The 25,530-nt window shown below is 62.7% G+C and carries 23 protein-coding genes and 1 tRNA gene; 16 read left to right on the forward strand and 8 right to left on the reverse strand.

What is annotated here, in order from left to right:
* Positions 1 to 71: 71 nt before the first annotated feature.
* The 3 genes from AB1576_06935 to AB1576_06945 form a co-directional block, all read right to left on the reverse strand.
* Entirely contained in the window at positions 72 to 263 is a 192-nt protein-coding gene (locus AB1576_06935) for a flavin reductase (GenBank protein MEW6081494.1), read from the reverse strand.
* A gap of 125 nt (positions 264 to 388) precedes the next feature.
* Complete coding sequence (locus tag AB1576_06940) at positions 389 to 1,870, reverse strand: sodium:solute symporter family protein (protein MEW6081495.1); 1,482 nt, start codon at positions 1,868 to 1,870, stop codon at positions 389 to 391.
* A complete protein-coding gene (locus AB1576_06945) occupies positions 1,870 to 2,055 on the reverse strand; it encodes a hypothetical protein (GenBank protein ID MEW6081496.1) in 186 nt (61 codons plus the stop codon). The genes AB1576_06940 and AB1576_06945 overlap by 1 nt, the downstream gene beginning before the upstream one ends.
* A gap of 208 nt (positions 2,056 to 2,263) precedes the next feature.
* Here AB1576_06945 and AB1576_06950 point away from each other — a divergent pair.
* A tRNA-Pro gene (locus tag AB1576_06950) sits at positions 2,264 to 2,340 on the forward strand.
* Positions 2,341 to 2,726: 386 nt separating this feature from the next.
* Here AB1576_06950 and AB1576_06955 read toward each other — a convergent pair.
* Positions 2,727 to 4,718: a sigma-54-dependent Fis family transcriptional regulator gene (locus AB1576_06955; GenBank protein ID MEW6081497.1), complete on the reverse strand. Its 1,992-nt coding sequence runs from the start codon at positions 4,716 to 4,718 to the stop codon at positions 2,727 to 2,729.
* Positions 4,719 to 5,528: 810 nt separating this feature from the next.
* Here AB1576_06955 and AB1576_06960 point away from each other — a divergent pair.
* The 15 genes from AB1576_06960 (at position 5,529) to AB1576_07030 (ending at position 21,842) form a co-directional block, all read left to right on the forward strand.
* A complete protein-coding gene (locus AB1576_06960) occupies positions 5,529 to 7,070 on the forward strand; it encodes a DUF2193 domain-containing protein (protein ID MEW6081498.1) in 1,542 nt (513 codons plus the stop codon).
* Between the two features lie 76 nt (positions 7,071 to 7,146).
* On the forward strand, positions 7,147 to 7,866 hold the full coding sequence (locus tag AB1576_06965; protein ID MEW6081499.1) for an MIP/aquaporin family protein: 720 nt from the start codon (positions 7,147 to 7,149) through the stop codon (positions 7,864 to 7,866).
* Between the two features lie 133 nt (positions 7,867 to 7,999).
* Positions 8,000 to 9,109, forward strand: coding sequence for a beta-ribofuranosylaminobenzene 5'-phosphate synthase family protein (locus tag AB1576_06970; protein MEW6081500.1), 1,110 nt, complete (start codon positions 8,000 to 8,002; stop codon positions 9,107 to 9,109).
* 182 nt (positions 9,110 to 9,291) lie between these two features.
* The gene (locus tag AB1576_06975; protein MEW6081501.1) at positions 9,292 to 10,641 is read left to right on the forward strand and encodes a DUF6513 domain-containing protein; all 1,350 of its coding nucleotides are present in this window, start codon (positions 9,292 to 9,294) and stop codon (positions 10,639 to 10,641) included.
* On the forward strand, positions 10,607 to 12,061 hold the full coding sequence (locus AB1576_06980) for a DUF447 domain-containing protein (GenBank protein ID MEW6081502.1): 1,455 nt from the start codon (positions 10,607 to 10,609) through the stop codon (positions 12,059 to 12,061). The genes AB1576_06975 and AB1576_06980 overlap by 35 nt, the downstream gene beginning before the upstream one ends.
* Positions 12,061 to 13,266: an ATP-grasp domain-containing protein gene (locus AB1576_06985; GenBank protein MEW6081503.1), complete on the forward strand. Its 1,206-nt coding sequence runs from the start codon at positions 12,061 to 12,063 to the stop codon at positions 13,264 to 13,266. Before AB1576_06980 ends, AB1576_06985 begins: the two co-directional genes overlap by 1 nt.
* Positions 13,267 to 13,290: 24 nt before the next feature.
* Positions 13,291 to 13,650 (forward strand): molybdopterin dinucleotide binding domain-containing protein, encoded by a 360-nt coding sequence (locus tag AB1576_06990; protein ID MEW6081504.1) that lies wholly within the window; start codon positions 13,291 to 13,293, stop codon positions 13,648 to 13,650.
* Positions 13,637 to 14,926 (forward strand): formylmethanofuran dehydrogenase subunit B, encoded by a 1,290-nt coding sequence (locus tag AB1576_06995; GenBank protein ID MEW6081505.1) that lies wholly within the window; start codon positions 13,637 to 13,639, stop codon positions 14,924 to 14,926. Before AB1576_06990 ends, AB1576_06995 begins: the two co-directional genes overlap by 14 nt.
* Complete coding sequence (locus tag AB1576_07000; protein ID MEW6081506.1) at positions 14,910 to 16,538, forward strand: formylmethanofuran dehydrogenase subunit A; 1,629 nt, start codon at positions 14,910 to 14,912, stop codon at positions 16,536 to 16,538. The genes AB1576_06995 and AB1576_07000 overlap by 17 nt, the downstream gene beginning before the upstream one ends.
* A complete protein-coding gene (gene fhcD / locus AB1576_07005; GenBank protein MEW6081507.1) occupies positions 16,529 to 17,413 on the forward strand; it encodes a formylmethanofuran--tetrahydromethanopterin N-formyltransferase in 885 nt (294 codons plus the stop codon). The genes AB1576_07000 and fhcD overlap by 10 nt, the downstream gene beginning before the upstream one ends.
* 5 nt (positions 17,414 to 17,418) lie before the next feature.
* Complete coding sequence (locus AB1576_07010; GenBank protein ID MEW6081508.1) at positions 17,419 to 18,270, forward strand: formylmethanofuran dehydrogenase subunit C; 852 nt, start codon at positions 17,419 to 17,421, stop codon at positions 18,268 to 18,270.
* A complete protein-coding gene (mch, locus tag AB1576_07015; protein MEW6081509.1) occupies positions 18,252 to 19,223 on the forward strand; it encodes a methenyltetrahydromethanopterin cyclohydrolase in 972 nt (323 codons plus the stop codon). The genes AB1576_07010 and mch overlap by 19 nt, the downstream gene beginning before the upstream one ends.
* A complete protein-coding gene (locus AB1576_07020; protein ID MEW6081510.1) occupies positions 19,220 to 20,158 on the forward strand; it encodes a RimK family alpha-L-glutamate ligase in 939 nt (312 codons plus the stop codon). Before mch ends, AB1576_07020 begins: the two co-directional genes overlap by 4 nt.
* Before the next feature lie 3 nt (positions 20,159 to 20,161).
* Positions 20,162 to 21,052 (forward strand): triphosphoribosyl-dephospho-CoA synthase, encoded by an 891-nt coding sequence (locus tag AB1576_07025; GenBank protein MEW6081511.1) that lies wholly within the window; start codon positions 20,162 to 20,164, stop codon positions 21,050 to 21,052.
* 40 nt (positions 21,053 to 21,092) lie between these two features.
* Complete coding sequence (locus tag AB1576_07030; protein MEW6081512.1) at positions 21,093 to 21,842, forward strand: (5-formylfuran-3-yl)methyl phosphate synthase; 750 nt, start codon at positions 21,093 to 21,095, stop codon at positions 21,840 to 21,842.
* On the opposite strand, the gene AB1576_07035 is transcribed toward AB1576_07030, so the two are convergent.
* The 4 genes from AB1576_07035 to AB1576_07050 all read right to left on the reverse strand — a co-directional run.
* The gene (locus AB1576_07035) at positions 21,796 to 22,521 is read right to left on the reverse strand and encodes a hypothetical protein (protein ID MEW6081513.1); all 726 of its coding nucleotides are present in this window, start codon (positions 22,519 to 22,521) and stop codon (positions 21,796 to 21,798) included. The genes AB1576_07030 and AB1576_07035 overlap by 47 nt on opposite strands.
* A 2-nt stretch (positions 22,522 to 22,523) precedes the next feature.
* A complete protein-coding gene (locus tag AB1576_07040) occupies positions 22,524 to 23,591 on the reverse strand; it encodes a hydantoinase/oxoprolinase family protein (GenBank protein MEW6081514.1) in 1,068 nt (355 codons plus the stop codon).
* Positions 23,588 to 24,607 carry an ATP-grasp domain-containing protein gene (locus AB1576_07045; protein MEW6081515.1) on the reverse strand — a complete coding sequence of 340 codons (1,020 nt, stop codon included), beginning with the start codon at positions 24,605 to 24,607 and terminating at the stop codon, positions 23,588 to 23,590. The genes AB1576_07040 and AB1576_07045 overlap by 4 nt, the downstream gene beginning before the upstream one ends.
* 681 nt (positions 24,608 to 25,288) lie before the next feature.
* A partial coding sequence (locus AB1576_07050; protein ID MEW6081516.1) for a hypothetical protein occupies positions 25,289 to 25,530 on the reverse strand: 242 nt, incomplete at its 5' end.

Raw genomic sequence — 25,530 nt, forward strand, 5'->3', positions numbered from 1 at the left:
CTGGAAGAAACTGCTCTAGGACGGGTCTTGCGCCTCTCAAACCCACGTGTTAGCCGGGGATCCTACAGCCGTCAGCGTCTACCGGATTCCTGACCATATTCACCGTCATGTTGAATCGGCACTAACATCACGGCCACCGAAGGCGGGTCGTTAGACACCTGGAACACGGTGTTAGCTACCTGCCCGTTGAGGTGCTCTCCCGCCCTGGACGAAACCACGTACAGCCCATAGCTGAGCTGGTGCAGGCACTTGGGATCCAGCAAAGTGCTCACCTCCTGGAGAGTATGAATTCATGGGATGTGGAACCCCCCTCAAGGGTAGCACGGAACGAGGCATAAATCAAAGAGGCCCGGGTACACCGAGCCTCAGATTATGGGTTGTCCCGCACCTATAGCGCCCCGTGTTCCTTCAGGGACTTCGCAAGATAACCGAGGAATTCCTCGGCCTTTTCCACTGGCGGGCGAGTAGCCAGGCTCACCGCCAGGAAGGTGATGGTGGATGTGATTATGCTCCACACGCCGGGCCAGTGTCCCAGCGGCCTGAGGCCTGAGAACTGCAGGTACAGCGCTACGCCGCCACCCAGGATAATGCTGGCCACTGCCCCCTGGGCTGTGGAGCCTTTCCAGAAGAAGGCGCCGAATATGGCGGGCACCAGGACCAGGAGCCCAGCGGAGGAGGCCACGGAGAGGGCCGCGATCAGCCCCAGCTCCAGCCTGGCAAAGAGCAGGATCAACAAGGCGAACAGGGGTATGAAGAGCTTGCCGGCAAGGAGCTGCCGTGCTTCGTCAACACCCCTGGCAGATACCCCGTAGAGGTCCCGGGACACCATCGAAGAAAGTGTCAATATGATGGAATCCACTGTGGAGATGGCCGCGGCTGTGATGCCGATCATTGCCACGATCGAAAGCAGGGGCGGGAGTACACTAGTTAATCCCAGAAGGGTAGGGGTTGCCAGGTCGGCATTGGCTAGGCTTGGGAGGAGGAGGAGGGCGGAAAAGCCCCAGATCACGGATACCAGGGTGTAGATGAACCCGAAGGCAAGGAACCCCAGGAGCATGGTCCTCATGCTCCTCAGGCTCTTGGTCACAAAGAGGCGCTGGCTCACCTGGGGGTTGGAGATGCTGAAGAAGAACCAGGGAATGGTCAGGCCGATGAAGGCCTTGATATTGAAGAAGCCGGGTCCTGGCACTGTGAGCCAGGCGGCGTACTCCGCCTCCAGGCGAAAGAACATTGGCCCAAAGCCCCCAAAACCCCTGTAGGCGACGATGACCACGGACAATACCGCTGCAACTACCATAAAGAGTGCCTGCAGGGAGTCGGTCCAGGCGACTGAGCGCATGCCTGCTATCAGCGCCCACAAAATGGCCAGGAGCGTCGCGATGATAACCCCTGTCATGAAGGGGATGGACCCTCCGGACAATCCCTTCAGGAGATAGCCTATTCCCATGAGCTGCACAGCGCTGTAGGGGATCAAGAACACCATGCATGCCAAGGCTGAGACGTACCCCAGCAGCCTGCTCTGGTACCTGTCTGCCAGGAGCTCGGTGGGGGTAACGTAGTTGTACTTGCGTCCCGCAAGCCAGAACCGGGGACCGAAGAAGGCGACCAGGACGAGGCCGGAGAGGTAGATGAGCTCGAAACCCAGGGCGCCGACCCCTCCTCGATAGGTGAAACCCGCCAGCCCCACCAGCATGAAGGCGCTGTAGGTGGTGGCGCTGTAGGTGAGGGCACCGACGAAACCTCCAATGGTGCGATTAGCCAGGAAGTACTCCGTGATGCCCTTGCCCATGCCCCTCTTGGAGGCAAGGGCGACTGCAGTCCCTATCACAACATAAATGGCCAGGGCAGCATAAACCCATCCTGGAGGCATCACACATCCCTCCAGCCGGCAGTGACCTTCGCTATGCTGAAGATCGCGATGAGAGCAAACACGCACCAGAAGAGAAACGCACCTGAAGCCTTCTGGACGTGCTGCATCATGATAAAGGGTACGCAGTATGCTGAGAGAAGCAGCACGAAAAACCACAGTGACCACCACAAACCGCGACTGGACATAGGTTTTCTCCTTTCTGCTATACAGGTGTAAAGACTACTGTCGTGAACGTTAACACCCTTCGACACCCGCCTTTGATCACCTTCCTGGGGAGCATAGTTTTTCGCAGTCAAGGTGGTCTGAGCTGGGGATCCCAGTGAATCCACAAGTACGCAGGGGTTGAGGTGCTCTTGTCTTGGGTGTTAGTATGTGGTATCATATCGAAGAGGTCGGGCCGTGGCGCAGTTTGGTAGCGCGCTTGAATGGGGTTCAAGAGGTCGCTGGTTCGAATCCAGTCGGCCCGACCAGGAAAAGACCAGTAAGGCCCGCTGATGTAGGAGCGGGTCTCTTGCATAAGAGGAGGATTTGGGGTCCCTTTGGGAACCTGGACTGTTTTGTCCATGCTAAGTCGTTAGTATGGGTAAAACGCAAAATTGGGGAGTGGGGGAGGGGGCTAGGGTGGGGGTTTGGCATTCTGCATGCTGCCCTACAATATCACACGCCTCGAACTTGAGCCCCGCCACGTAACTCCAGTTAACCAAGGACGGGAGACTGCCTGGGCATGGGGCGGACACTCAAAAGGTCTATTATAGTCGGTATGGACTTGGGGGGGGGGCGAACTACCTGACCGGAGCCAACCGGGCTCCAGTCATACACGACATCCTCGGTTGCGAGGGACTCAACTCGCATTCTTTTACTCGCGTGGAATTGAAATCCGGTACTTCTTCATCTTCCTGTAGAGCGTGTTCCTGCTGATACCAAGCACAGAGGCACACCGGGAGACATTGCCGGATGTGTCCTTGAGGGTTTCCCTTATCAGCTTTTCCTCTTGCCTCTGTACTGACCCCTGGTAACGTGCCTTCGTCACCTTCCTGTCTGCGACCTTCGCTCCCGCCGCATGAGCCTGCAAGGGCTCGGGCAGGTGCTGAAGGGTCACCGTCTCCCCGCGCGCCAGGTTGATGGCCCTTTCTAGGGCATTCGACAGTTCGCGTACGTTGCCAGGCCACCTGTACCTCTCGAGCGCCACAGCGGCTTCTGGTGCAATGGCAGCAGGGGGCAGCCTGAGCATGGTTGAGAACTTCTGCACGAAGTGATTAGCCAGGAGCAGTATATCGTCTTCCCGCTCCTTAAGGGGAGGAATGCGCAGGCGGATCACGTCAAGGCGATGGTACAGGTCCCTGCGGAAGTTCCCCTTATCCACCTCCTTCCTGATGTCCCGGTTGGTGGCAGCTATCACCCTCACGTTCACCAGTATTGGCCTGTGGCCGCCAACCCTTATTACCTGCTTCTCCTCGAGAACCCTGAGCAGGGACGCCTGGGTCTCGAAGGGCATGTCCCCGACCTCATCAAGGAAGAGGGTGCCGTCGTTTGCCAGTTCGAACTTGCCCGGGCGGCCTCCTCGCTTCGCTCCTGTGAAGGCACCCTCCTCGTACCCGAAGAGCTCGCTCTCCAGGAGATCCCTGGGGATCGCCCCGCAGTTTATGGCCACAAACGGACCAGTATGCATGGGGCTGGTATTATGGATGGCCTGGGCGAACATTTCCTTGCCAGTTCCACTCTCCCCTTCAAGGAGCACCGTGGAAAGGCTCTGAGCTACCGCCTTGGCGGTCTCCAGGGCCCGGCGCAGGCTGCGGCTCTTCCCCAGGATGTGGTCGAAGGTGAACTGGGCCCTGGCGCCGGAAATCCGGGTGACAAGGCGCTGCACATTCTTCATGGGCTGGAGGGTAATGACGCCACCGGACACCCTTCTCTCGTTGTCCGTGATGGGACAGCCCGAGAGCAGGAACTGCACCCGTCCAAGGCTTGTGTCCAGGAACACCTCGCGGTCAGATATCACCCGCCGGTTGTTCAGGAGGTCCGTGACGATGTCCGGCATGTTGATGCACGTGCTCACGTGCTGGCCAATGTAATCATCCCTGCCAAGGCCCAGCAGTTCTACGGCGAGCTCGTTGAGCTTCGTGATGTGCCCGTACTTGTCGAAGGATACCAGGCCGTCCGAGATGGATTCTATTATGGCGGCAGTATTGTTGTAGGCTTTGGTAAGCTCGGCGTTGGCAGCCTCCAAGTCCAGCTGGTTCTGAATGGCCTGTACCGCTGCCACAACCATTCCAAGGGTGTGGGCGTGGGCGTAGCGGTAGTCGCCCGAGACGTCAAGGATACCAATCATTTCCCCGTGGTTGTTCCTTATAGGGGCAGCGGAGCAGGTCAGCCAGTGGTTTGCCCTGCAGTAGTGTTCGGTGGCGTACACCTGTAGTGGCTTTTGCTCGATCATCACGAGGCCCATGGCGTTGGTGCCCTTGGTGCCCTCGTCCCAGAACTCCCCTACCCGGAAGTGGTAGTCCCTCTCCAGGATCTCCCTATCACCCATTAGCGCAAGGATACAGCACTCCTCGTCCAGGAGTACCACCACAAACCCAGAGCCTTGTACCAACCGGTACAGGTTCTCTAGGAAGGGCTTGGCCACCTCGATAAGGCGCTGCCGGCGCTGGAGGTTGATCCTGATCTGTGGATCGGGCAGGGTCATGGCAATTGGCCTTTCAGGGTTAAGGCTCTTGGCTAGGCAACGCTGCCAGGACCTGAGAAACATGGGGTCAATGGCATCCACTGTCTCGGGATCCCAGCCCTGTAAAACTATTTGCTCCCAGCAGCGGTACGTCTCCTCCACTCTCTCCCGGTCAGGTTCCACAGTGTGATCCCCTCCCAAGAACCCTTGAGCGAGTCCCGGATTCCCCTGGACGGCCCGCGACTCGAAGGGAACTGCCTTTACCGTTCATGGAGGTTTGTTCCTAGTGACCCGAATGCCAAATTGTTCTCTCTCTTCCAACTACTCTATTCGCTCAAGCTGTCCAAGACCCTTTTCCCTCGCGCGTTGAGGGTAAAGCCCGCTGTCACCTTTGTCCCATGGCCTGAGCCAGTCATGCGCGTACCATCTTGAAACATGTGTCACTATAGCACAGGTCTGGGTGTCACGTCATTTGCCAGGCCCGAATCCCCGCTGCTAAACCCGCAATGCATATGGGTTAAGTGTCACGGGAGGGTTGCCAGTCATGCATCGGGTGAGGAAGTCGCGGGGGGCTACACCGGGTCAATCGCTGGTAACGGCCTCACGGCGGGGGGGTGGACAAGACGGCACGATATTTGCATAACGCCTATTGTGAGAGGCTGGATCGCCGTCACAAAGCACGTCCGGGGGTTCGCCCCGGCGCCAGACCAGAAGAACAGCGTTTCTTGGGGGTGGTCCATGGAAGAAAGACAATCCGGGCAAGCCTCAAAGCGATCATGGTGTGCCTCGTGTAGTTCTTACGGACCAGGCAACGAAGAATTCACTACTACTATCTCTTCTTGGCCTACGCGACTACTCGCTCCTTCCACACAACGGGATGTGCCATCTTGAGGTTGGAGGCACAGAGACAACTCTGAGGTCTAGACGCGTTGCCATCAGGGCCCTGTTCCCGTAGGTTCCAGAGACTCAAGTCCAAGAAGGAGGGGAATCTCTATGCCTGACAAGGCGCTTTACGAGAAGATAGTCAAGGAGGCCGTGGCCGCAGCCGGGGCCGACCTTGGCGTCATCCGCGAGAAGAGAGGCGACAGCTTCAAGATCGCTGACTGCCAGCCCTATGTGGATGCCGTCAACGGTATGGAGCCTGGCGCCGGCCAGTCAGAAAGCGTGTTTGACCTTCACGTCAAGTCCGTAAACGCTCACTACGACATCCTTAAGGGCCTCTGCACCACAATCAGACCCGAGGACGACCCATTTGTGGAACACTACCAGACACCTCCCATCCTCGAACTGCTGTACAATATGGATCCCGCATTCAAGGGGTCAATGACCAAGTTCATCGACGCCATAGCTGCCAACAGGGCCATGCTGGGACGAGAATCCATGCGCATCTACGGCGGGTTCTACGGGCCGACATGCGTCGTCGACTTCGCCTTCTCTTGTGGCTCCACGTCAAACGTGGTTAACCAGATCCTGACGGACCTTGAGATCCCCAAGGACCACAAGCGCACCATACTGGCGTCCAAGTCCTGGGGGATGAACACCTCCTACGGCGTGGGCTCGGCCTTCAGGGCAGCGGTAGAAGAGGGTAAGAGTGCCGGCGCGGCTGAAGATGCCGAGGTCGAGATGATGCAATTCGTCTACCGGGAGCCCGTTGCGGCCCAGGCACACCTAATGGAAACCCATAACCTTGGCGGCCACGGAGGCCACACGTCCTTTGACGTTGCCAAGTACATGGCCAGCTATAAACAGCGAATGGAACCGGTGGTGGCAGCAGCCATACAGGCCGGGGTGCACGCTGCCAACGTGGTGACTGTGCCAGCATACTGCGTGGGTGACGTAGGACACCACCTGGGGCAGGCCACCTACAACATGATGAAGGACGACATGGTCTTTGGCATCTATGAGGCCGTGACACAGGTCTTCGAGGAGACCATGAATAAGGGGCTGGCCCTGGATGCCTACAAGTCCCCCTGGGACCTGCTGGCTGTGGCGACAGGCGCGCCGGCCTGTGCCACCGCGTACGTCCTGTGGCTCGATGGCTTCACCGTGCCCATGGTAGTGGACCTCCTGGTCAAGCGGTTCCATAACTACGTGGCCATGAACCCAAAACGGGGCGCCGCTGACGAGCTCCACAACGCAGACTTCATGGACGTCCTTGCCAGGGGCGAACGCCTCCTGGACATCGCGCCCATCGGCGAGGGGGCGACAGTCAAGGGGATCCCCATAGACTTCGGCCCCGTTAATAAGCACGAGATCGTGTCCAACCCGCAGCGCTACACCTACCCAGGCTGCGCCATCACTACCCGGTTCGCGGCCCTGATGTCCCTGGCAGACTACCCGTGCTTCCTAACACCTGAGTGCGTCACCGCTACCCTCATGACGAACCTCATCGCGCTCTCCCCTGAGAAGCCGGGAGCGCCGGTGCGGGGCTGCAAGGGGTGTGCGGCAACCTCTCTCATCAAGAGGAATGTGCCCTACGTCTCCGGCCACGGCGCGGGAGCCAAGGGCTACTGCCAGTGGGACCAGGCTGTGTGATCTTTTCCGGTGAGGTTGGCGGGCAGCAGTGCCCCTGGTGCTCCTGCCCGCCATAAACGAAAGGAGGGCACCTCACATGCAAGAGCCCACTCCGGGTAAGAAGTATGTTGCCGAGATTGTGGGGACCTTCATCCTGGTATGGATTGGTCCCGGAGCCGCTACGGTAGCGGGGCTATGGGGTGTCGGCGGCCTCGCGGACGTACTGGCCATAGCGATAGCCTTCGGCATAGCGGTGGCCGTGGCCATACACGTGGTAGGCAAGGTGTCAGGCTGTCACATCAACCCTGCCGTCACAATAGCCCTGGCCGCCACGGGCAAGTTTCCCTGGAAGCAGGTCGTACCGTACATCATCTCTCAGCTAATAGGCGCCGCCCTGGCGTCCCTTGCCTTCGTTGCGTGCCTGGGCACCCAGGCCGCCTCCAAGTACAACCTGGGCGGCACCTTCCTGAATGATGCCGCCGGGGTTGGCATGGGGGCTGGCTTCCTCGGTGAGGCCATCGGCACCTTCCTACTCATGCTGGCCATCATGGGCGTGGCTGTGGACAGGCGGGCTCCCGCCGGGTGGGCAGGCTGGATCATAGGCATGGTCGTTGTGGCGGTCATCATCACACTGGGACCCATGACGGGAGCCTCCCTGAACCCCGCCCGCACCTTTGGCCCATACCTGGGCAATGCGCTGTTCGGCGGGCAGAACCCTTGGGATCAGTTCCTGGTGGTCTACTCCCTGGGGCCCATCATTGGTGCGACGATAGCCGCATTCCTGTACAACTATGTGGCTGAGCCCGAAAAGGACTAAGAGTGGCGCAGCCCTAGTCCCAAAGAATGAGGTGCCGCAGGTAGGGGGCCGCGACGCTCCCGCTGCCCCCTACCAGGCGCCGCGCTGGCTTACGCCTTGATGCCTCGGCGGGAGGAGACCAAGGGGCCCTCTCGTGCGATGGTGCAGGGCCCAAGAGGATTTCCCGACTACGGGCAGGGCGAGGCGAAAGGTGATGTGCTGGATAAGGGTGAAGACCGGCGCCCGGCTCCACCTGGGCCAGGTTGACCTCAACGGTTCACTGGGAAGGCTCTACGGTGGCGTAGGCTTCGGCATACAGCGCCCGTGTGTAGAGGTCTTCGCCCGGCGTTACACGGAGGCCCATGTGGAGGCCGGAGAGGACACTCCCAGGGTTCTCGGCCTCACCAGGGCCGTGCTCGAACGCTACAGCCTTCCGGGCGCCTGGGTCGTAGTGGCAGATTCCATACCCGCCCATGTCGGGCTGGGCTCGAGCACCCAGCTTGCCCTATCGGTGGCGCTCGCCGTCACCCGGGCCTATGGTCTTACCCCCACAGTCCAGGAGATGGCACGTATTACTGATCGCGAGGGGAGCCGTTCCGGGGTTGGCGTGGGTGTGTTCGAAAGGGGTGGTCTTGTCGTGGACGGGGGCAGGCCAGTGGATAGTGGCAGCCAAGGCTTGCCTCCGCTACCGCCCGTGGTGTGCCACATGCCCTTCCCCCGGGAGTGGGGGATAGTGGTAGCGATCCCCAAGGCCCGGCATGACTTCAGCGGGGAGATTGAACGCCGGGCCTTCCTGGAGTTGCCTCCGATGGATGAAGCCTGCGCGGGGGCCCTCTGCAGGCTTGTGCTCCTAGGCCTCCTCCCTGCGGTTGCTGAAAGGAACCTCTACAGGTTCGGGCGGGCGGTCACCGCCATCCAGAGGAAGGTTGGGGAACACTTCTCACCCGTCCAGGGCTCGGTGTTCTTCGGCCCTTCCGCATGCCTTGTGGACTTTTTTGAGAGACAGCCAGTGGCTGGAGTGGGGCAAAGTTCATGGGGCCCGACGGTCTACGCCTTCTGCGAGGGTTGGCGGCTTGCCTCCCTGGTGAAGGCAACTAGGGGATTCACCGGTGATGGGGCCGATGTCTTTGGCGTGCGCGGTTCTAACCGGGGCGCAAGGTGGGACCGGGTATCTGCCTTGCCCACGACAGGAAACCCCTGCAGGAGTGAGCCGTGCGCCACTTCCGCGACAGGGCACAGCTTTGGGCCCAGACTGCTGGAGTGATCTCCTTCCCGGAGGAACCCGGTTGGTTCAGGACGGAAAGGAGTCAGGGATTAGCTCTTGCCCGGCTGACCCAAAGTTCGTAGAACACCTGGGCTAGCCCGTGAGAATTGGCGACTGGCGGTGGCATCCAGCGGCGCCAAGCCACGGCACTGCCCTCGTGGCAGCGAAGGGAGCCAAGGCGAATGGGATTGCAGCTCTTCATTACTGGTAGACTGGCCAAGCGTGCCCTGGAGAGGATCCTTGGGGGGATCGGCATAGAATACCGTGTCCTTGCGCTGGACCGGGCGGTGGCAGCCCTCCTGGATGCGGAATACATAGCAGAGCAGATTGCTCCTCTGGATCTCTCCGAGGTGGAACGGGTGGTGATACCTGGGCTGTGTAACGGCGAAACCCTTTTCCTGGAGCGCGTGACCGGGTTGCCCGCCACAAAGGGGCCGGAGGACCTCAAGGACCTGGCGTCCTTCCTGGGAATGTCCCGGCCCCAGGTCCCAGCGCCGGAGCCTACCGCCAGGATACTCGCGGAGATCGTGGGCGCCCCAGCGCTCTCCATCCCCGAGATGCTCAGGATTGCCTCCTACTACCGGGAGAGCGGCGCCGACATAATTGATCTGGGCGCCGAGGTCTCGGAACCCTTTCCCCACGTAAGGGAGGCAGTCACTGCACTCAAGGATGCCGGGCACACGGTGAGCATCGATACGCTGCGTCCTGAGGACCTCCTGGCGGCGAGCGAAGCTGGTGTGGACCTCATACTCAGCGTGAATTCCTCCAATATGTTCATAGCCCCCAGGATCCACTGCCCCCAAGTGGTGATACCCGACGAAGACGGAAGCCTGGACAGCCTCTACCGGAACGTTGAGGTCCTGGCCGGCCTCGGCAAGAGCTACATAGTGGACCCCGTTATGCGCCCCCTCACCATGGACTTCGCCCGGTGCGTGCACTACTACTGGGAGGCACGCCAGCGCTTCCCTAACGCCCCAATGCTCATGGGGGTCGCCAACGTCACAGAGCTGGCTGATGCGGACAGCGTTGGGATGAACGCAGTACTTGCAGCCATGGCGGCGGAACTCAACGTTGACTACCTCCTTACCACGGAAAGGAGCTACCGGGCCCGAGGAGCCATCCTTGAACTGGATCATGCCCGCCGTCTCATGAATGAGGCCATTTACCAGGGCACCCTGCCCAAGCACATAGATGACTCGCTCCTGGTCGTGAAGGAACCCGAACGGAACCCGTACTCGGAGGAGGAACTCCGGGAGATGCAGGGGCTTTTGTGCGACAAGAACTTCCGCATATTCGTGACGGAAGACTCCATATGCGTGTTCAACTCAGAGGTATTCCTCACAGGCACAACCGCAGACTCCTTCTCCAAGAGCCTTGGTGTGCCTGACCCGGGCCATGCCTTCTACCTGGGAAAAGAACTAGCCAGGGCGGAGACGGCGCTCAACCTTGGGAAGAAGTATGTCCAGGACAGCCCGATGCGCTGGGGGTACATGACACGTGATCATCGAGACAATCGTGGGAACGGCAGATGATCAAGGAAGGCCCAACTTCGCACCCATGGGGGTGGAGTTCACAGGCGGCGATGGCCTCTGCCTCGGGCCCTTTCTCCAGACCAACACCTGCCGCAACCTGCTCCAGTCAAGGCAGGGGGTGGTGTGTCTCACCGACGATGTTGCCCTAATGGTCCAGACTGCGCTGCACCTGGGCATGCCGGACCACGTAAAGGCAGGCCGGGTGAACGCTTATGTCCTGAAGGATGCCAAGACCTACTACGAATTCACCGTGACGGGCATCGATGCCAGCCGTGACCCTGCCCGGGTGGATGGGCGCATCGTATTCCAGGGAGGTTCCGGGGGGTTCACTCCCTTTTGCCGGGCACGCTTCGCCGTGGTCGAGGCGGCCATCGATGCCACGAGGCTGCACCTCATGGCCCCGGCGGACGTGGCAATGAGGCTGGGCTACTGGCGCCGGGTGGTCCAGAGGACGGGAGGAGACCGGGAAGTCGAGGCCTTCAGGCTTGTAGAGGACTACATCAACAGCCGGGTGGGCCATCTGGAAGCTACGCGAGACTGGGGAGGGAGGATCGTGAAGAAGATACTTGTTCACATGGAGGAGGACGAGAAGCCTAGCCTGTTCGACCAGATAACCGCGTATGACGCCGGCGTTGACCACGTAATACCCTACGGTGGCGTCACCACCCAGGACATCACAGGCATCGTCTACGGGGCTATGTTCACCCGGGGTGGGGAAGCCCTCAGGAACACCGCCATATTCGTGGGGGGATCCAAGGTCAAGCCTGCGGAAGATCTCCTTGAAAGGGTGCTCAAGACCTTTTTCGGCCCTGTACGCGTGTCTGTCATGTTCGATGCCAACGGCTGTAACACCACGGCGGTGGCGGCGGTGACAAAGGTGCTCTCCCGTGGGGAGATCTCCGGAAAGACCGCAGTGGTGCTGGCTGGGACCGGTGCTGTGGGGATGCGCGTGGCTGTGCTCCTTGCCAAGAGAGGCTGCCCTGTGGTGCTCACCTCGCGATCCCTGGAGCGAGCCGCTGAGGCGTGTGACCACCTGAAGGCTAGGCACCAGGTCAATGTGGAACCGGCGCAGGCAGGCACCGGCGATGATACCACAGCGCGGGCGCTGGAGGGAGCCAGCATTGTGATAGCCTGCGGGAGCCCCGGTGCGCGCCTGGCAGGCCGGGATGTGTGGTCCCGGCTCCCTTCCATTGAGGTCATGGCGGATCTGAACGCTGTAGAACCCTCAGGCATCGAGGGAATCCGGGCCACTGATGATGGCGTGCCCCTGGAGGGCAAGATCGTGTTCGGAGCGGTGGCCATCGGGGGGCTCAAGATGAAGATCCACCGGAGAGCCGTGGAGACGCTCTTTGGCCGGAACGACCTGGTGCTTGACCTAGATCACATTGATGACATTGCCCAGGCGATGACCAAGGGCTGATGCTGGTCCTCGCGGGCATCTCCACAAGAGCACTGGCGGGATCCGCTATAAGGGCCTCATACGAGGTCCAGGCTGTGGACTACTTCGGGGACCTGGACCACCGGCAGGCCTGCCGTGTCACGGGGCTCACCACAGACCTCGGGCTGGATCGTCCCACGGTGGAGGCACTGTGCCAGGTCCTTGACGGGATTGACTTTGACGGGATTGTCTATACCTCACCCCTGGAGAACCACCCTGAACTGGTGGCCAGGTGGGAGGCCCGGGGCATCCTCCTGGGGAACGGGCAACACTGCCTGGCCCGGGCAAGAAACCACCCCGAGTTCGCTAGGGTCCTGTCCAGGCAGGGGATACGGACGCCCGTTACCGTCTATCCAGGGACCTCAAGGCCCCGCCACCAGCCCCCCGGGGGGCCAGGAGGGCTCAGGTGGCTTCTCAAGCCGTCAAGGGGAGGCGGGGGAATAGGGGTCCGCCTTGTGGATGTACCCAGTATTCCAAGGCCGGGCTGGCTCCTGCAGGAATTCGTGCCTGGTGTGCCTGCCTCTGCCACCTTCCTGTCGGATGGGAGGGATTGGGTGCTCCTTGGTGCCAGCCGGCAGATCACAGGGGACATAGCCCAGCCCGCCCAGGGCTTCAGGTACGCCGGCAACGTGGTACCCCTGGCCGTACCCGAGGGCTTTGATGCCTGCAGGATAGAGCGACAGGTGCGGCAGCTGCCTCCCATCCTGGTGGGTGAGTTCGGGCTCAAGGGCCTCAATACTGTGGACTTCGTTGCCACGGAGGTGGGCATCAGCGTGCTGGAGATTAACCCCCGCTGGTCGGCATCGGTAGAGCTGCTGGAGGCAGCCATGGACCTCTCCTTGTTCGGGCATCACGTTGAGGCATGCCGCGGCAGCCTTCATAATGTTGAAGGCTGTCCCGCGCTCCCCTTGTGTGTGCCAGGGGAGGAGTCCCCCGGCCAGTTCTACGGCAAAGCCATCGTCCACGCCCAGGAGCAAGGCCGGGCACAAAGACTGGATCCTGAGGCTGTAACCCGCCTCTACCTCGATGGGGTCCGGGACATTCCCCATCCCAGGGCGAGGATGCGGGGGGGGCAGCCCGTGTGCACGGTGCTGGCCACCGCCGGCTCCCACGCCCACTGCATGGAGCAACTGCGTCGCCAGGCAAGCCTGGCCAGGGAAAGGTGCTGGCAGCCATGCCAGGACTAAAAGGGGTGAAGAAGGTTGGGAACCGTGCCTGGAATCCTGGTGACTGTTCGCAGTCTTGACCAGGGGATACAGTCAGTCAAGGGCAAGGTGAACCCCGGTTACGCCTGCGCCACAGGGGGCATCTGGATAAGCCAGGGGGATCTCGCGGTGATTGATGCGGCGCCCGGGTCCATGGTAAGGGTGTGGAGCACAGCCGGGGAGGTGAACGTTCCCTGCCAAGTGGGGGACCTCCCCCAGGGCCTTTTCTGCATGCCCATGGGCCCCACTTCAAACACCCTGGTGCCCGCCGCCACCGAGGGGACGGGGATGCCCTCCTTCAAGGGGATAAAGGTGACAGTAGAGCCATCTCCGGGCGGGGAGGCTGAAGGAAGTGCCGGTAATTGAAAGCGTCGTTTGTACCTTCTGTGGTTCCCTGTGTGATGACCTAAGGGTAACCGTTGAACAAAACCGGGTCCTCAAGGTAGGGGGCGCCTGCGCCCTGGGGAGACAGAAGGTGTTCCATGATTGCGAACCCACAGCGGTCTGGAGCGTAGAGGGCATGGTGGTGGATATGGGCACAGCCATGGAGGAGGCGGCCAGGGTTCTCTCAAGCGCACGCTTCCCCCTAGTGTACGGTCTCAGCACCGTGTCCACGGAGGCGCAGCGGGAAGCGGTAGCCCTGGCCGAGCTCCTCGGGGGGACAGTGGACACCACCTCATCTCACTGTCACGGCCCCTCCACCATGGCAAGGCAACAGGCTGGCCTGCCCACTTGCACCCTGGGGGAGGTGCGCAACCGTGCGGACCTCATCATCTTCTGGGGCTGCAATCCCATGGAATCCAGCCCGAGGCACCTGGCGCGCTACTCGGCGATGGCGAAGGGCTCTGCAGTCACAGGGCGCGGCCAGCGCAGGGTGGTGGTGGTGGACGTGCGGCCGACCCCCACGGCTAAGGCGGCGGACGAATTCATCCAGATAGACGCAGGCAGGGACTACGAGGCGTTCACCCTCTTGAGGTCCTTGATCCAGGGGAAGGCAGTGCCGGAGGACGTGACAACCACCGGCTCGGCCGGCGTACCCTTCGAGCGCTGGGCCCGGCTGGCAGCACTGATGAAGGGTTGCCGTTACGGGGTGGCCTTCTTCGGGATGGGGCTCACAATGAGCGGGGGAAGAGAGGCCAACCTCGAATTGCTCCTGACCACAGTGGCGGAGCTCAATGCATTTACCCGGTTCTACGCGATTCCCATGAGGGGCCACAGCAACGTGGCAGGAAGCGAGAACGTGCTGGCCTGGCTCACAGGCTATCCATTTGCCGTGAACTTCAGCAGGGGCTACCCGAGGTACGGACCTGGGGAATTCACCGTCGTCGACCTGCTGGAACGAGGGGATGTCGACGCCTGCCTGGTGGTGGGGGCAGACCCCGCGGCGCACCTGCCCCGCCGCTGCGTCAAACACCTGGAGTCCATCCCTGTGGTGCTTGTGGATCCCCACGTTACCCTGACCACGCCCCTGGCCAGGGTAACCATCCCCGTGGCGGCAGGAGGGGTAGGGGCTGAAGGGACGTTCTACCGCATGGATAACGTGCCACTGAGGGCTGCCGCCCTGGTGGAATCCCGTCTCCCCACGGATGAAGAGGTGATAAGGACGATTAGGGAGAGGATCACCCGTGCTCAAGATCGCTAACGGCCGCGTCTACGACCCGGCCAACGGGCTCGAGGGTGTGCTGAAGGACGTCTTTGTGGAGAGGGGAAGGGTCGTTGAGCCGCCCCCTCAGAGTGACGAGTGGGAAGTCCTGGATGCCGCTGGCCTCTACGTTACGCCAGGCGCCATCGACATCCACACTCACATCGCCGGGCCCAAGGTGACCAGCGGCAGGATCCTGCGGCCCGAGGACCACTACGGGCACCCGGTTCCAAGGACGGGGTTCTCCCGTTCTGGCACAGGCCATACCATTCCCACGATATCCGTAACAGGCAACAGGTACGCCGCCATGGGGTACACAACGGTTTTCGAGGCATCAATAGCGCCCTTGAAGGCAAGGCACCTTCACGAGGAGTTCCACGACCTGCCCCTGGTGGATAAGGGCTGCTACGTGCTAATGGGCAACAACTACTTCGTAATGAAGGGCGTGGCTCAAGGTCAGAAGGCCCTCCTGCAGGAGTACACGGGGTGGCTCCTCCAGGCGGCGGGCGGCTACGCCATCAAGGTGGTGAACCCCGGGGGTGTCGAGGGCTGGAAGTGGAACAGCGAAAAGGTGCAGCTGGACACGCCTGTGCCGCCCTTCAATGTGACGCCCAGGCAGATTCTCCTCGCGCTGGCCGAGGCCAACGAGGGTCTCGGGCTGCCTCATGCCCTGCACGTCCACGCCAACGACATCGGGAGGGCGGGCAACTGCACCACGCTCCTGGAGACCATGAAGGCGCTGGAGGGCCGGCGGGCCCACTTCACCCACATCCAGTTTCACTCCTACGGCATTACGAAGAAGGGCGGGTTTCGTTCGGGCGCGGAGCCCATCGCCGGATTCCTGAACGAACACCCGGAGTTCACTGTGGACGTTGGCCAGGTCATGTTCGGCCCAGCCACGGCCATGACGGCTGATTCGCCTCTGCAGTTCAGGCTTCGGGGGCTGACGGGGAACAAGTGGAGCAACGCTGACGTGGAAATGGAGAGCGGTTCTGGCGTGGTGCCCTTGGTCTACCGCAGGAACAACCTGGTCAACGCCGTACAGTGGGCTACCGGGCTGGAGTTGCTCCTGCTCATAGGAGACCCGTGGCGAGTGTTCATCACCACTGACCATCCCAACGGTGGCCCGTTCACATGCTATCCCCGGGTAATCCGCCTCCTCATGGAGCCTGGCTTCAGGAGGGAGGTCCTGGAGGGGCTAAGCCCTCGTGCCCGCAGGTTGACCTCCCTTGCCAGCCTGGATAGGGCCTACACCTTCCAGGAGGTTATCATAGCCACCAGGGCGGGACCTGCCAGGGCGCTTGGCCTCGCCACCAAGGGGCACCTTGGGGTGGGGGCTGACGCGGATGTGACCATCTACCGGCCCCAGGGCGATGTGGAGGAGATGTTCCAGAGGCCTGCCTACGTTCTCAAGGGAGGCCAGGTCGTGGCCCGGGAGGGTGAGGCTGTGGCAGGGGGGGAGGGCCGTACCCTTCTTGCCGGGGTGAATGGCTGCGAGAGGCTCCCCGGTTCCCTTCGTGCCGAGTTCGAAGCCTACTACTCGGTCCGTCTGGACAACTATCCCGTCGAACCTGAGTACATCCCCTGCAGGGAGGTGATAGCTTGCGGGTAGGCTCCGCGTTTATCGAGGACACATTTGCCGAGGCCTTCGGCATGTGCGGCGCCCGGGTGACCATTACCGCGGCGTCTGAGAAGTGGGCCATTGAGGCTGCCAGGGCTGCCACGGGGTTCGGTACCTCCATCATCGGCTGCGGGGTAGAGGCTGGCATTGAGGCAGTGGCGACTAGCACACCCGATGGCCGCCCTGGCGTCCATTGCCTGTTCTTCACCGTGAGCGCCGAGGACATGGAGAAGCAGCTCATTGCCCGGGTAGGGCAAGCGGTGATGACCTGTCCCACCACTGCCTGCTACAACGGCCTGCCTGGGGCAGAGAAGCGGGTGAATATCGGAGGCAGGCTCAGGTTCTTCGGCGACGGCTACCAGTCCAGTAAGGTCCTGGACGGGCGGCGCTTCTGGCGGATCCCAGTAATGGAGGGGGAGTTCCTGGTGGAGGAGGAGTTCGGGGTAGCCCGGGGCGTTGGGGGGGGCAACTTCATTGTAATGGCCGGATCCTCCAGCCTGGCCCTGCGAGCGGCGGAGGTCGCCGTGGAGGCGATGAGAGAGGTGCCCGGGGTGATCCTCCCCTTTCCGGGAGGCGTTGTCAGGAGCGGCAGCAGGGTTGGATCACGGTACGCCTTCCTGAGGGCGTCCACCAACGCAGCCATGTGCCCGACACTGAGAGGAAGGGTCTCTGGCACCCAGGTTCCCGAGGGGGTGAATTCCGTGCTGGAGATCGTCATGGACGGGCTCTCCCTGGACTCCGTTGTCGAGGCCACCCGTATAGGGGTGACCTCCGCTTGCATGGACGGGATCCAGGCAGTGACCGCTGGCAACTACGGTGGCAAGCTGGGTAAGTACCACATTCACCTTCGACAGGTACTGGAGTGACATCTATGGAGGCAGCATTGGCTATGCCGGTCCTGGCTCGCCAGCCCACGGTCCTGCTGTTGAAGCGGGAGCCCAGGGTTCCTGTGGAGGCCGAAACACTTAACCCAGCAGGCCTGGCATCGAAGACCAGGCACGAGATGGAGAGAACCCCCATAGTCGTGGGCAATGCCCCCGAGCCAGCAGGAGACTACTTTGAGGTTCACCCAGGAGAGCCGGGACACGTGGTGCTGGAGGGAGACCTTACCCGGTTCAAGGGGATTGGCGCCGGCATGGAGGGCGGGACGCTCTGGGTACGTGGACGCGTTGGGGCCAACGCTGGCAGCGGCATGCGTTCCGGGCTCCTTGCCGTGGAGGGCGACGCTGGCGACTGGCTTGGCGCCCAGATGACCGGGGGCAGGATACTCGTTGCCGGTAACGCCGGGAACTATGTAGGCGCGGGCTACCGGGGGTACCGCTCAGGCATGAAGGGCGGGACCATACTGGTTGCCGGGAGCGTTCGTCATTGGGCAGGGGCCCGTATGAGGCGCGGGCTCATAGCAGTGGGGAGGGACGGCGGGGACCTTCTCGGCCACGGCATGCTGGCGGGCACTCTCCTGGTGTGCGGTAAGGCCGGCCTAAGGGCTGGCGGCATGATGAGGCGGGGAAGCATCATCCTACTGCAGGATACGGACCTGCTTCCCAGCTTCAGGTACGATTGCCAGTTCGAACCGCCGTTCTGGCCGCTCCTGTGCCGGAGCCTCGAGGCGGAGGGGTTCAACCTGCCCAAGTCGCTCCAGGCGGGGATCTTCTCGCGGTACAGTGGGGACATAAATGAACTTGGGAAAGGGGAAATCCTGGTATGGAGTGGCCACGGCTGAGCCCCAATCGTCTTGCGGCGGCTATTGCCAGGGAGATTATAGAAGGCGAGTCCAGGCTCCAGGTTGGCGTTACCAGGGTCGCTGGTGCGGCCGTGCTTGACTGCGGCATCAAGACGCGAGGAGGCTGGCAGGCTGGTGCTCTCTACGCAGCAGCCTGCATGGGTGGACTGGGGTACGTCAAGGTTGGGGAAGGGCGCCTGGGCCAGAGGGTCTGGCCCGCGGTGGAGGTGTCAACGGACCACCCTACCTTGGCATGCATTCTCTGCCAGTACGCTGGGTGGTTCGTGAAGAGAAACGGTTACATCGCCATGGCGTCAGGACCGGCCAGGGCCCTAGTAAGGGCCGAAGACCATTTTGACAGGATGGAGTACAAAGACAGCGTTAACGAGGCCGTGATGGCCCTGGAGACCCGGAAGCTCCCTGACGCTGGGGTCATCACCTACCTGTCTGAAAGGTGCCGGGTGGACCCTGCCAACCTCTACGTGCTGGTGGCCCCCACCTCCTCCCAGGCGGGGTCCGTGCAGATAGCTGCCAGGGCAGTGGAGACTGGCATCCACAAGATGCTAACCGTGGGCTACGATCCCCAGCGAGTGCTAAGCGGCTGGGGCACCTGTCCCATCCCCCCTGTTGCGAGTGATGACGGCGAGGCCCTTGGGCGCACCAACGACGCGGTACTCTATGGGTCGGCGGTACACTACCTGGTGGACGACAGCGATGACGCACTGGAGGACCTCGTGGCCCGGCTACCCTCACAGGCCTCCCGGGACTGGGGTGAGCCCTTCGGAGACCTGTTCAAGCGTTACGGCGACTTCTACAGCATTGACCCTCACCTCTTCAGCCCAGCTGAGGTAGCCCTCATCTCCGCCTCCTCCGGGCGCACCTTCAGGGCCGGCGCCCTCAGGCCCGATATCCTTGAGCATTCCTTCTGCATACTGGAGGCTGAGACACAGTGAGGGCACCCGGGGAAGCCCCCAGGATCGGCATCCTGGGCACATCCGGTGCTGAGGGTTCCTGGCTGGAGAAGGCCCTGCTCCAAGAGGGGGCAGCAGTCCACCGCGTGAGCGTCCTGGGAATGGCCACTGAGACCCGGCGAGTGGGGGAGGCCCTCCGGGTGACCTGTACCGACGGTACCAGGGCAGATCATTTGGACGCCCTGCTCGTAAGGTCGCTCCCAGGGGGCTCCCTGGAGCGAGTGATCTACCGGGTGAACGTGCTGCACTCCCTGGAGAGCCTGGGAGTGATGGTGGTAAACAGCCCTGTCACGATCGAGATGACCGTGGACAAGTTCTACACCACCGCGCTCCTGGGCTTAGGCGGCATCCCGGTGCCCACCACCTTTACAGCGGAACGCTACGACCAGGCCATGGCGGTTTTCCGGGAAATGGGAAGGGCTGTGGTGAAACCCCTCTTCGGATCCCGCGGGAGAGGTTCGATGCTCATCGATGACGTGGACTTGGCGCACCGGGTCTTCCGGGCCCTGGAGACGGGAAGCTACGTCTACTACATCCAGGAGTACCTTCCCCACGGTAACGAGGACTACCGGCTGTTCACTGTGGGAGACCGGTTGGCCGGAGCCATGCGCCGCTGCTCCAACCTCTGGAAGGCGAACATCGCCTGCGGCGCCACGGCTGAGGCTTTCACGCCGGGGCCCCAATTAGTGGAACTCGCCCTACGCACCGCCAAGATCCTGAGGGCTGACTACCTGGGGATCGACATTGTGCTCCATGAAGGCAAGCCCTACGTAATCGAGGCCAACGGGATCCCGGGTTGGGCTGGATTACAGTCTGTGTGCAGCACCGACATCGCCAGGTGCGTGGCAATGCACACCCTAGGCCGGGTCGCCAGGGAGAGGGCCCTTTCCCGTTCCTCAGGGGTGGGGGGAGGCTAAGCCATGGAGGTTAGGGCCCACGTTTGCCAGGCTGCTCAGGTCGCCTGCCTTCTGGAGGCCACCGCCCCGAAGATGGGGAACGTCAACCGGCGGCACGACTTCCACGACTGCTTCCTTGAGGACTTTCTCCTGGCCGGGCTGGCTGCCGGCCCCGTCATGGGGCGGGCTGGCGGGCGCCCGCTGGGCCTCACCGTCTACGAGGCGGTCGAGGCCAGCCGCAAGGTGACGCCGGTCAACGCCAATCTTGGCATCATCCTTCTCATGGCGCCCTTGGCAAAGGCCTGGACCCCGTCCGGGGACATTGGACTCGCGGTCCAGGAGGTGCTGGAGACCCTGGACCAGCAGGACGCCGAGATGGTATATGCGGCCATCCGGCTTGCGTCCCCGGGAGGGCTTGGCAGTGTCCAGAAGGCGGACGTAGGTCAGGAGCCTGATACCGGGCTTCGCGAGGCCATGAGCCTGGCTGCCTCCTGGGACCTGGTGGCCAGGGAATACTCCACGGGCTTTGATATCACACTCCGGGACACCCGGCCTCGCCTGGAGGAGAGCCTGAAGCGGGGACTCCCAATGCCCCAGGCCATCGCCCATGCCCACCTGTATCTCCTGGCCAAGTACGGGGACAGCCTGATCCAGAGGAAGCGGGGCGTGGAAGCGGCTGCCCGCGTGCGGGAGATGGCAGCCGCTGCCTGGTCCCAGGGCGGGTTTCTCACCCGGGAGGGCCTGGAGGGGATCCGGCACCTGGACTTTGCGCTCCGCGTGGACCGGAATGACTTCAATCCGGGCACCACTGCTGACCTGGTGACGGCGGGGCTCTTTTTAATGCTTCTTGAAGAGGGCTTGGGTCTCTGGCTCCGGCACCGTCCCCGGGAGTCCCGGCAAGGCTTTGGACCCTGACCGGGCTCCCGGATTAGGTACGTAAAGGGGGTGGCGTGCTGTGGATCCATTCTCTGGACTGGAAATACCCCAGCTCCTTGTGAGCGTGGTGGATGCGGAGGAAGGCCTCGCCGCAATGGATGGGGGCGCTGGCATCATTGATGTGAAGAACCCTCATGAAGGAGCCCTGGGCGCTCAACCGCCCTCAGTGATCAGGGCAGTGTGCCAGGCGGTGGCGGGGAAGAGACCCGTCAGCGCTGCCTTGGGGGAGTTTCCCGGGAGGCCCGGTGGGGCCGGCCTGGCTGCCCTGGGTGCAGCCTGTTGTGGTCCAGACTACGTCAAGGTGGGCTTCCCCGGCAAGACTCACCCAGCCGAAATGGCGGGCGTACTGAGGTCAATCCGGGATTCCCTGGGAATGGCGGGCACCGGGCACAGGATCGGGCTGGTGGCTGCCGTGTATGCGGATACCCTTGGTGGAAGACCCCTGGAGGAATGGGCGCGCCTGGCAGCCTCAGCCGGTTGTGACGGGTGCCTGGTGGACACCTGGAACAAGTCCGGCCCCGGCCTCCTGGGCCTGGTGCCCGCCCGCGGGATCCAGCGGTTCATCCACAGTTGCCGCGAGGAAGGGATCTTCTCGGCCCTGGCTGGGAAGCTGGCTGCGACAGATATCCCCAGAGTGGCAGCCCTTGGCCCTGAGATCATCGGCGTGCGCTCCGCCGCATGCGAGGGAGACCGGGTAAGTGGCCGTGTCACCCGGCACAGGGTCAGCGATCTGGTGCGCGCCCTTGGGCAGCCCCTCCCGGTGTTATGAGGGTGCCTGTGGTCGTGCCGCTAGACAGCACTTCTCTCAGGCGGCCTGGGCAGCGGCCGTCGATGACCCACACAGGGATCCGGGGGGGCAGGGAGCGGGTGAAGTAGGGGTCGAGGAGGGGTTCACCGCCTTGCCTGGCCATGGCGGTGGGGAGTCTGTCCCGGGTAATCGTGGGCACCAGTCCCTCTCCACCCGGTCCCATGAGGCCGCTGGCACTCTTCAGCATCACCAGGCTTCTGGCCTCAAGGACCTCCGCCCAGCAGGCGGCAATGGAATCCGAGGTAGCCTCCCACGCCCGCGGCAGCCGGTCCTGCGGCACGCTCCTGGCAAGGTCGAAGGAGAGGAGCACGGCAACCCGGCCTGGGGACAGTGCCGGCCGGGGATACCCCGTTACGTGACTACCAGGCACCAGGTCCCGCAAGACCCAGGCATGCTGGTCCATGGCCAGGACAGCCATGAAGTGAGAGGCCTCGTCGCTAAGGCTAAGCCCCTGGCTCACCCTCCGCACCGTGTCGGCGAAGAGCCCCCCGCCAGGAACAACCGCAAGGTCGTGGCCGCTGGCAGCCAGGGAGGAGAGGGTTTTGCCCAGCTGCCGGAGCACACTGCCCGGCGCGCCCAAGAGGCTTCCCCCCACCTTGACCACGACAAGACCCTCCCGCGAAACCCTAACCCTATCCATGCTCACTCCTCCAATTCCCCGGCGAGGAGATCCGCCACGGCGTAGGCTGTGAGGGGAATGGGTTCGCGCATCCCCCCAGCCAAGGGCTCCTCCAGCCTGGCAAGGTTCCACCAGAAATGGCAAGGCAAGCCCAGGCGCCCGGCTATCTCCGGTACGAGGAAGGCCCCCTGACCCGCGGCCACCAGTGGGGAAACCCCTGGGTTGCCGGGTGTGAAGCGGGATAGCACCTGGAGGATTGAGAGGGTTGTCTCGTGCAGGTGCACCTCCTTGAGGCACATGGCGATGTGCTGGGCGCCTCCCTCAGGGAGGGACTCCAGGTCGGCCGCGACCACCCTGGCCAGGCGGCTCGTGCAGGCCTCAATTGAGCGTCCCCGCCCATCTGGGGTAGATGGGGAGTACTCGTCCTCAGTGATGAGGCCCAGCAGCCTGTAGGCATCTGCCATGACCGCAAAGTACTCGTGAGCCACCCGGCAGGTCTCGCCCCCCAGGAACACGCTGCCGCGCAGGGCATGGGCGGGGGTTCTCAGCATTCCCAGGTAGAGAAGTTCCCCCCGCTTCAGCCGTGTGGTATCGTCAAGGCCGACACCCTCAACTCGCCCACCCCCCACCGGGATGATGTCCGTGGTGGTGCTGCCTATATCCACCAGTATCCCGTCTTGAAGCACCCGGGCAAGCCAGGAGGCGCTGGCGGCCCAGTTGGCCGCGGCCACCTGCTGGGGAGGCACCGGCTTAGCCGCGGGAGAGAACCCCCCCGGCAGGGTCCAGAGCCACAGCCGCCCGGGTGCGATAACACTTGCCACAGCGCGGGCGGTTTGACTGACCCCCTCTGCCTTGGATGGGAAGACATCGGCAAGCTCGGCGGTCATGGTAAGACCCACGGCGTCCGGCTGGCCAGCGGGCACGAGGCCTTCGAGAACGCGGCTCACCGCCTCACCTATGCCTCCTGGATGCCGCCAGACCTCGTGGGAGATGGTGTTCCCCCTTGCCCTGATCCGCCGGCGCCCCACCACCTCAATGAGACACCCCTTGACATTGGCACCGCCAACGTCGAGCCCGGCTATCCTCTTCATAACACGTCCACCTCGTATTCGGCCTCACCTTCCACTCTTGGGGGGGATGCCTTCACACCCTCCAGGCACACAGCGAGGATCATGGAGGCCAGGTTTACCCGGGTAGCCCTCTTGAGGGCTACGTAGGCATCGGTGAGACGTGGGTTCACCTCGATCACCACTGGACCGCCCTGAGTAATGACCATGTCTATCCCAACCCACCCCCTCAGCCCGGGAATGGCCGCGCAAGACTCGAGGCCCAGGCGGAATGCCTCCTGGGCCATGGAGCAAACCAAGGGAACCCTCACGCCCCGGTATCTTAGCCCTGCTCCCTCTGGGAAGACTAGCTGCCGGTTCAGTGACAGGGGGGTGCACGCGGGCTCAGTGGAGCCCTCTCCTGGTGTCACGAGGCAGGAGACGCTGGCGGCAATGCCAGCAAGGTATTCCTGCAGGATGAACCTCCGGTGAGGAGGAGCAGCCCTTATCCTGGCCAGGACCGGTCCTATCTGGGACTCCTCGAGCACCAGGAAGGTATCCACACACCCGGCACCATCCACGGGCTTTATCACAGCCGGCAACCCAAAACTCCTAACCTCACCGGGGCCCGCGTCCCGAGGAAACCACCTGGTCCGGGGAACCGGTATAAGACGCCTGGAAAGGAGACCCAGGGCCGTCATCTTGTCTCCCGCAAGACGGACACCCAGGCTGCTGGCTCCCAGGAGGGGCTTACCCTCGGCCTCCGCGATGATGGTGAGGTTCTCCAGGATTTGGCCTGTCTCGGGCGCGATGAAGAGACAGGCATCAGAGAGGCGAACCTGGCTGCGGAATGCCTCAACTGTCCCGGCTGGAGCGAGCCGAGCGGGCTCAAGGTGGCCGGGCAGCGGGATCCCGTGGTTGACGAAGGCTGAGGGTAGGACTCCTGGGCACAGGGAGAGGTCCTCCAGGACCGCCGTGAGCATAGCGCGACCCTCCGCCGCCAGGGAGACATCGCACCCGGCGGCCTGCGCGGAGAAGTGCTCGTAGAGAAGGACCCTCACGGGGCACACCCCCCGGTGACTCCTGGGCCCGTGGCTGCCGGGGCCCGCATCCCTGGTGGCCGTTTACCCCTGTGTTCGCTGGCCGACACCGATTTCCTGCGGGGATCCCATGCGGAGGGCCGAGCCCTGATCCTGGTTGCCCTCCGGGGGTGCGTTACCCGGCAAGTGTGACATGGCGCAAGATCCGCGTGCTGGCTCCAGGATTACCATCAAGGAGCGTGCGGTCGCGGGCTGCCCTGGTAAGGCATTGGCACGTAGTTGGACGCCAAGACCTGCTAGCTACCACTGGGTGAGGGGCCCGGTTTCCCGCCGTGGTTTTCCTCGCTAGGCCCGGCTCCTTCTGGGCATCCTCGGATTCCCGGTGCTTGTCCAGGGCCTCACATGCCCGGTGGCACCGTGCTGGTCTCCCCACTGGCTCCCCGGTAAGTGCCATTCCTGGGAGGCAAGGGCAGGGTGTCCCTGGAGGGACCCTAATTCGGAGGGTTTCTCGGTCTTGGCGTCCTCACCCCATGGTGCTACGCAAGGGTGAGCGTGCAAGGGTGGTTGTAGCCTTAGCTATAGCAGTGCGCCCTAAGGTATTGATCCCGGGTGAGCCAACCGCGGGCCAAGCTTCCCGCGGTTGTCACCAGGTGCTTGAAACCGCCTCTCACCTGCGCGGGGAGGGGCTACAGGAAGGCCCATTCAGCGGCCCTCCTCGTGTGAGTGGCCTTCTAGCCATAGTGGCCCTCTAGCCCACCGTTCCACGCTGGCGGTGGCAGGCACCTTTAGCGTGTCATCAGCCCTCATATCGCTCGCTGGGTTGTGTGTCCAGGTAAGGTCGGTACGCTCAGCGGGGAATAGGCCCGCCGGGGCAAGAGCCAGAGCCCCGTAGCTTGGGTAGCAGGGAGGAGAGAAATCAAGTCTTTGAAGCCTACCGACAGGGT

The sequence above is a fragment of the Bacillota bacterium genome (genome assembly GCA_040754315.1).
In the GTDB taxonomy this organism is placed as follows: Bacteria; Bacillota; Sulfobacillia; order DUSP01; family JBFMCS01; genus JBFMCS01.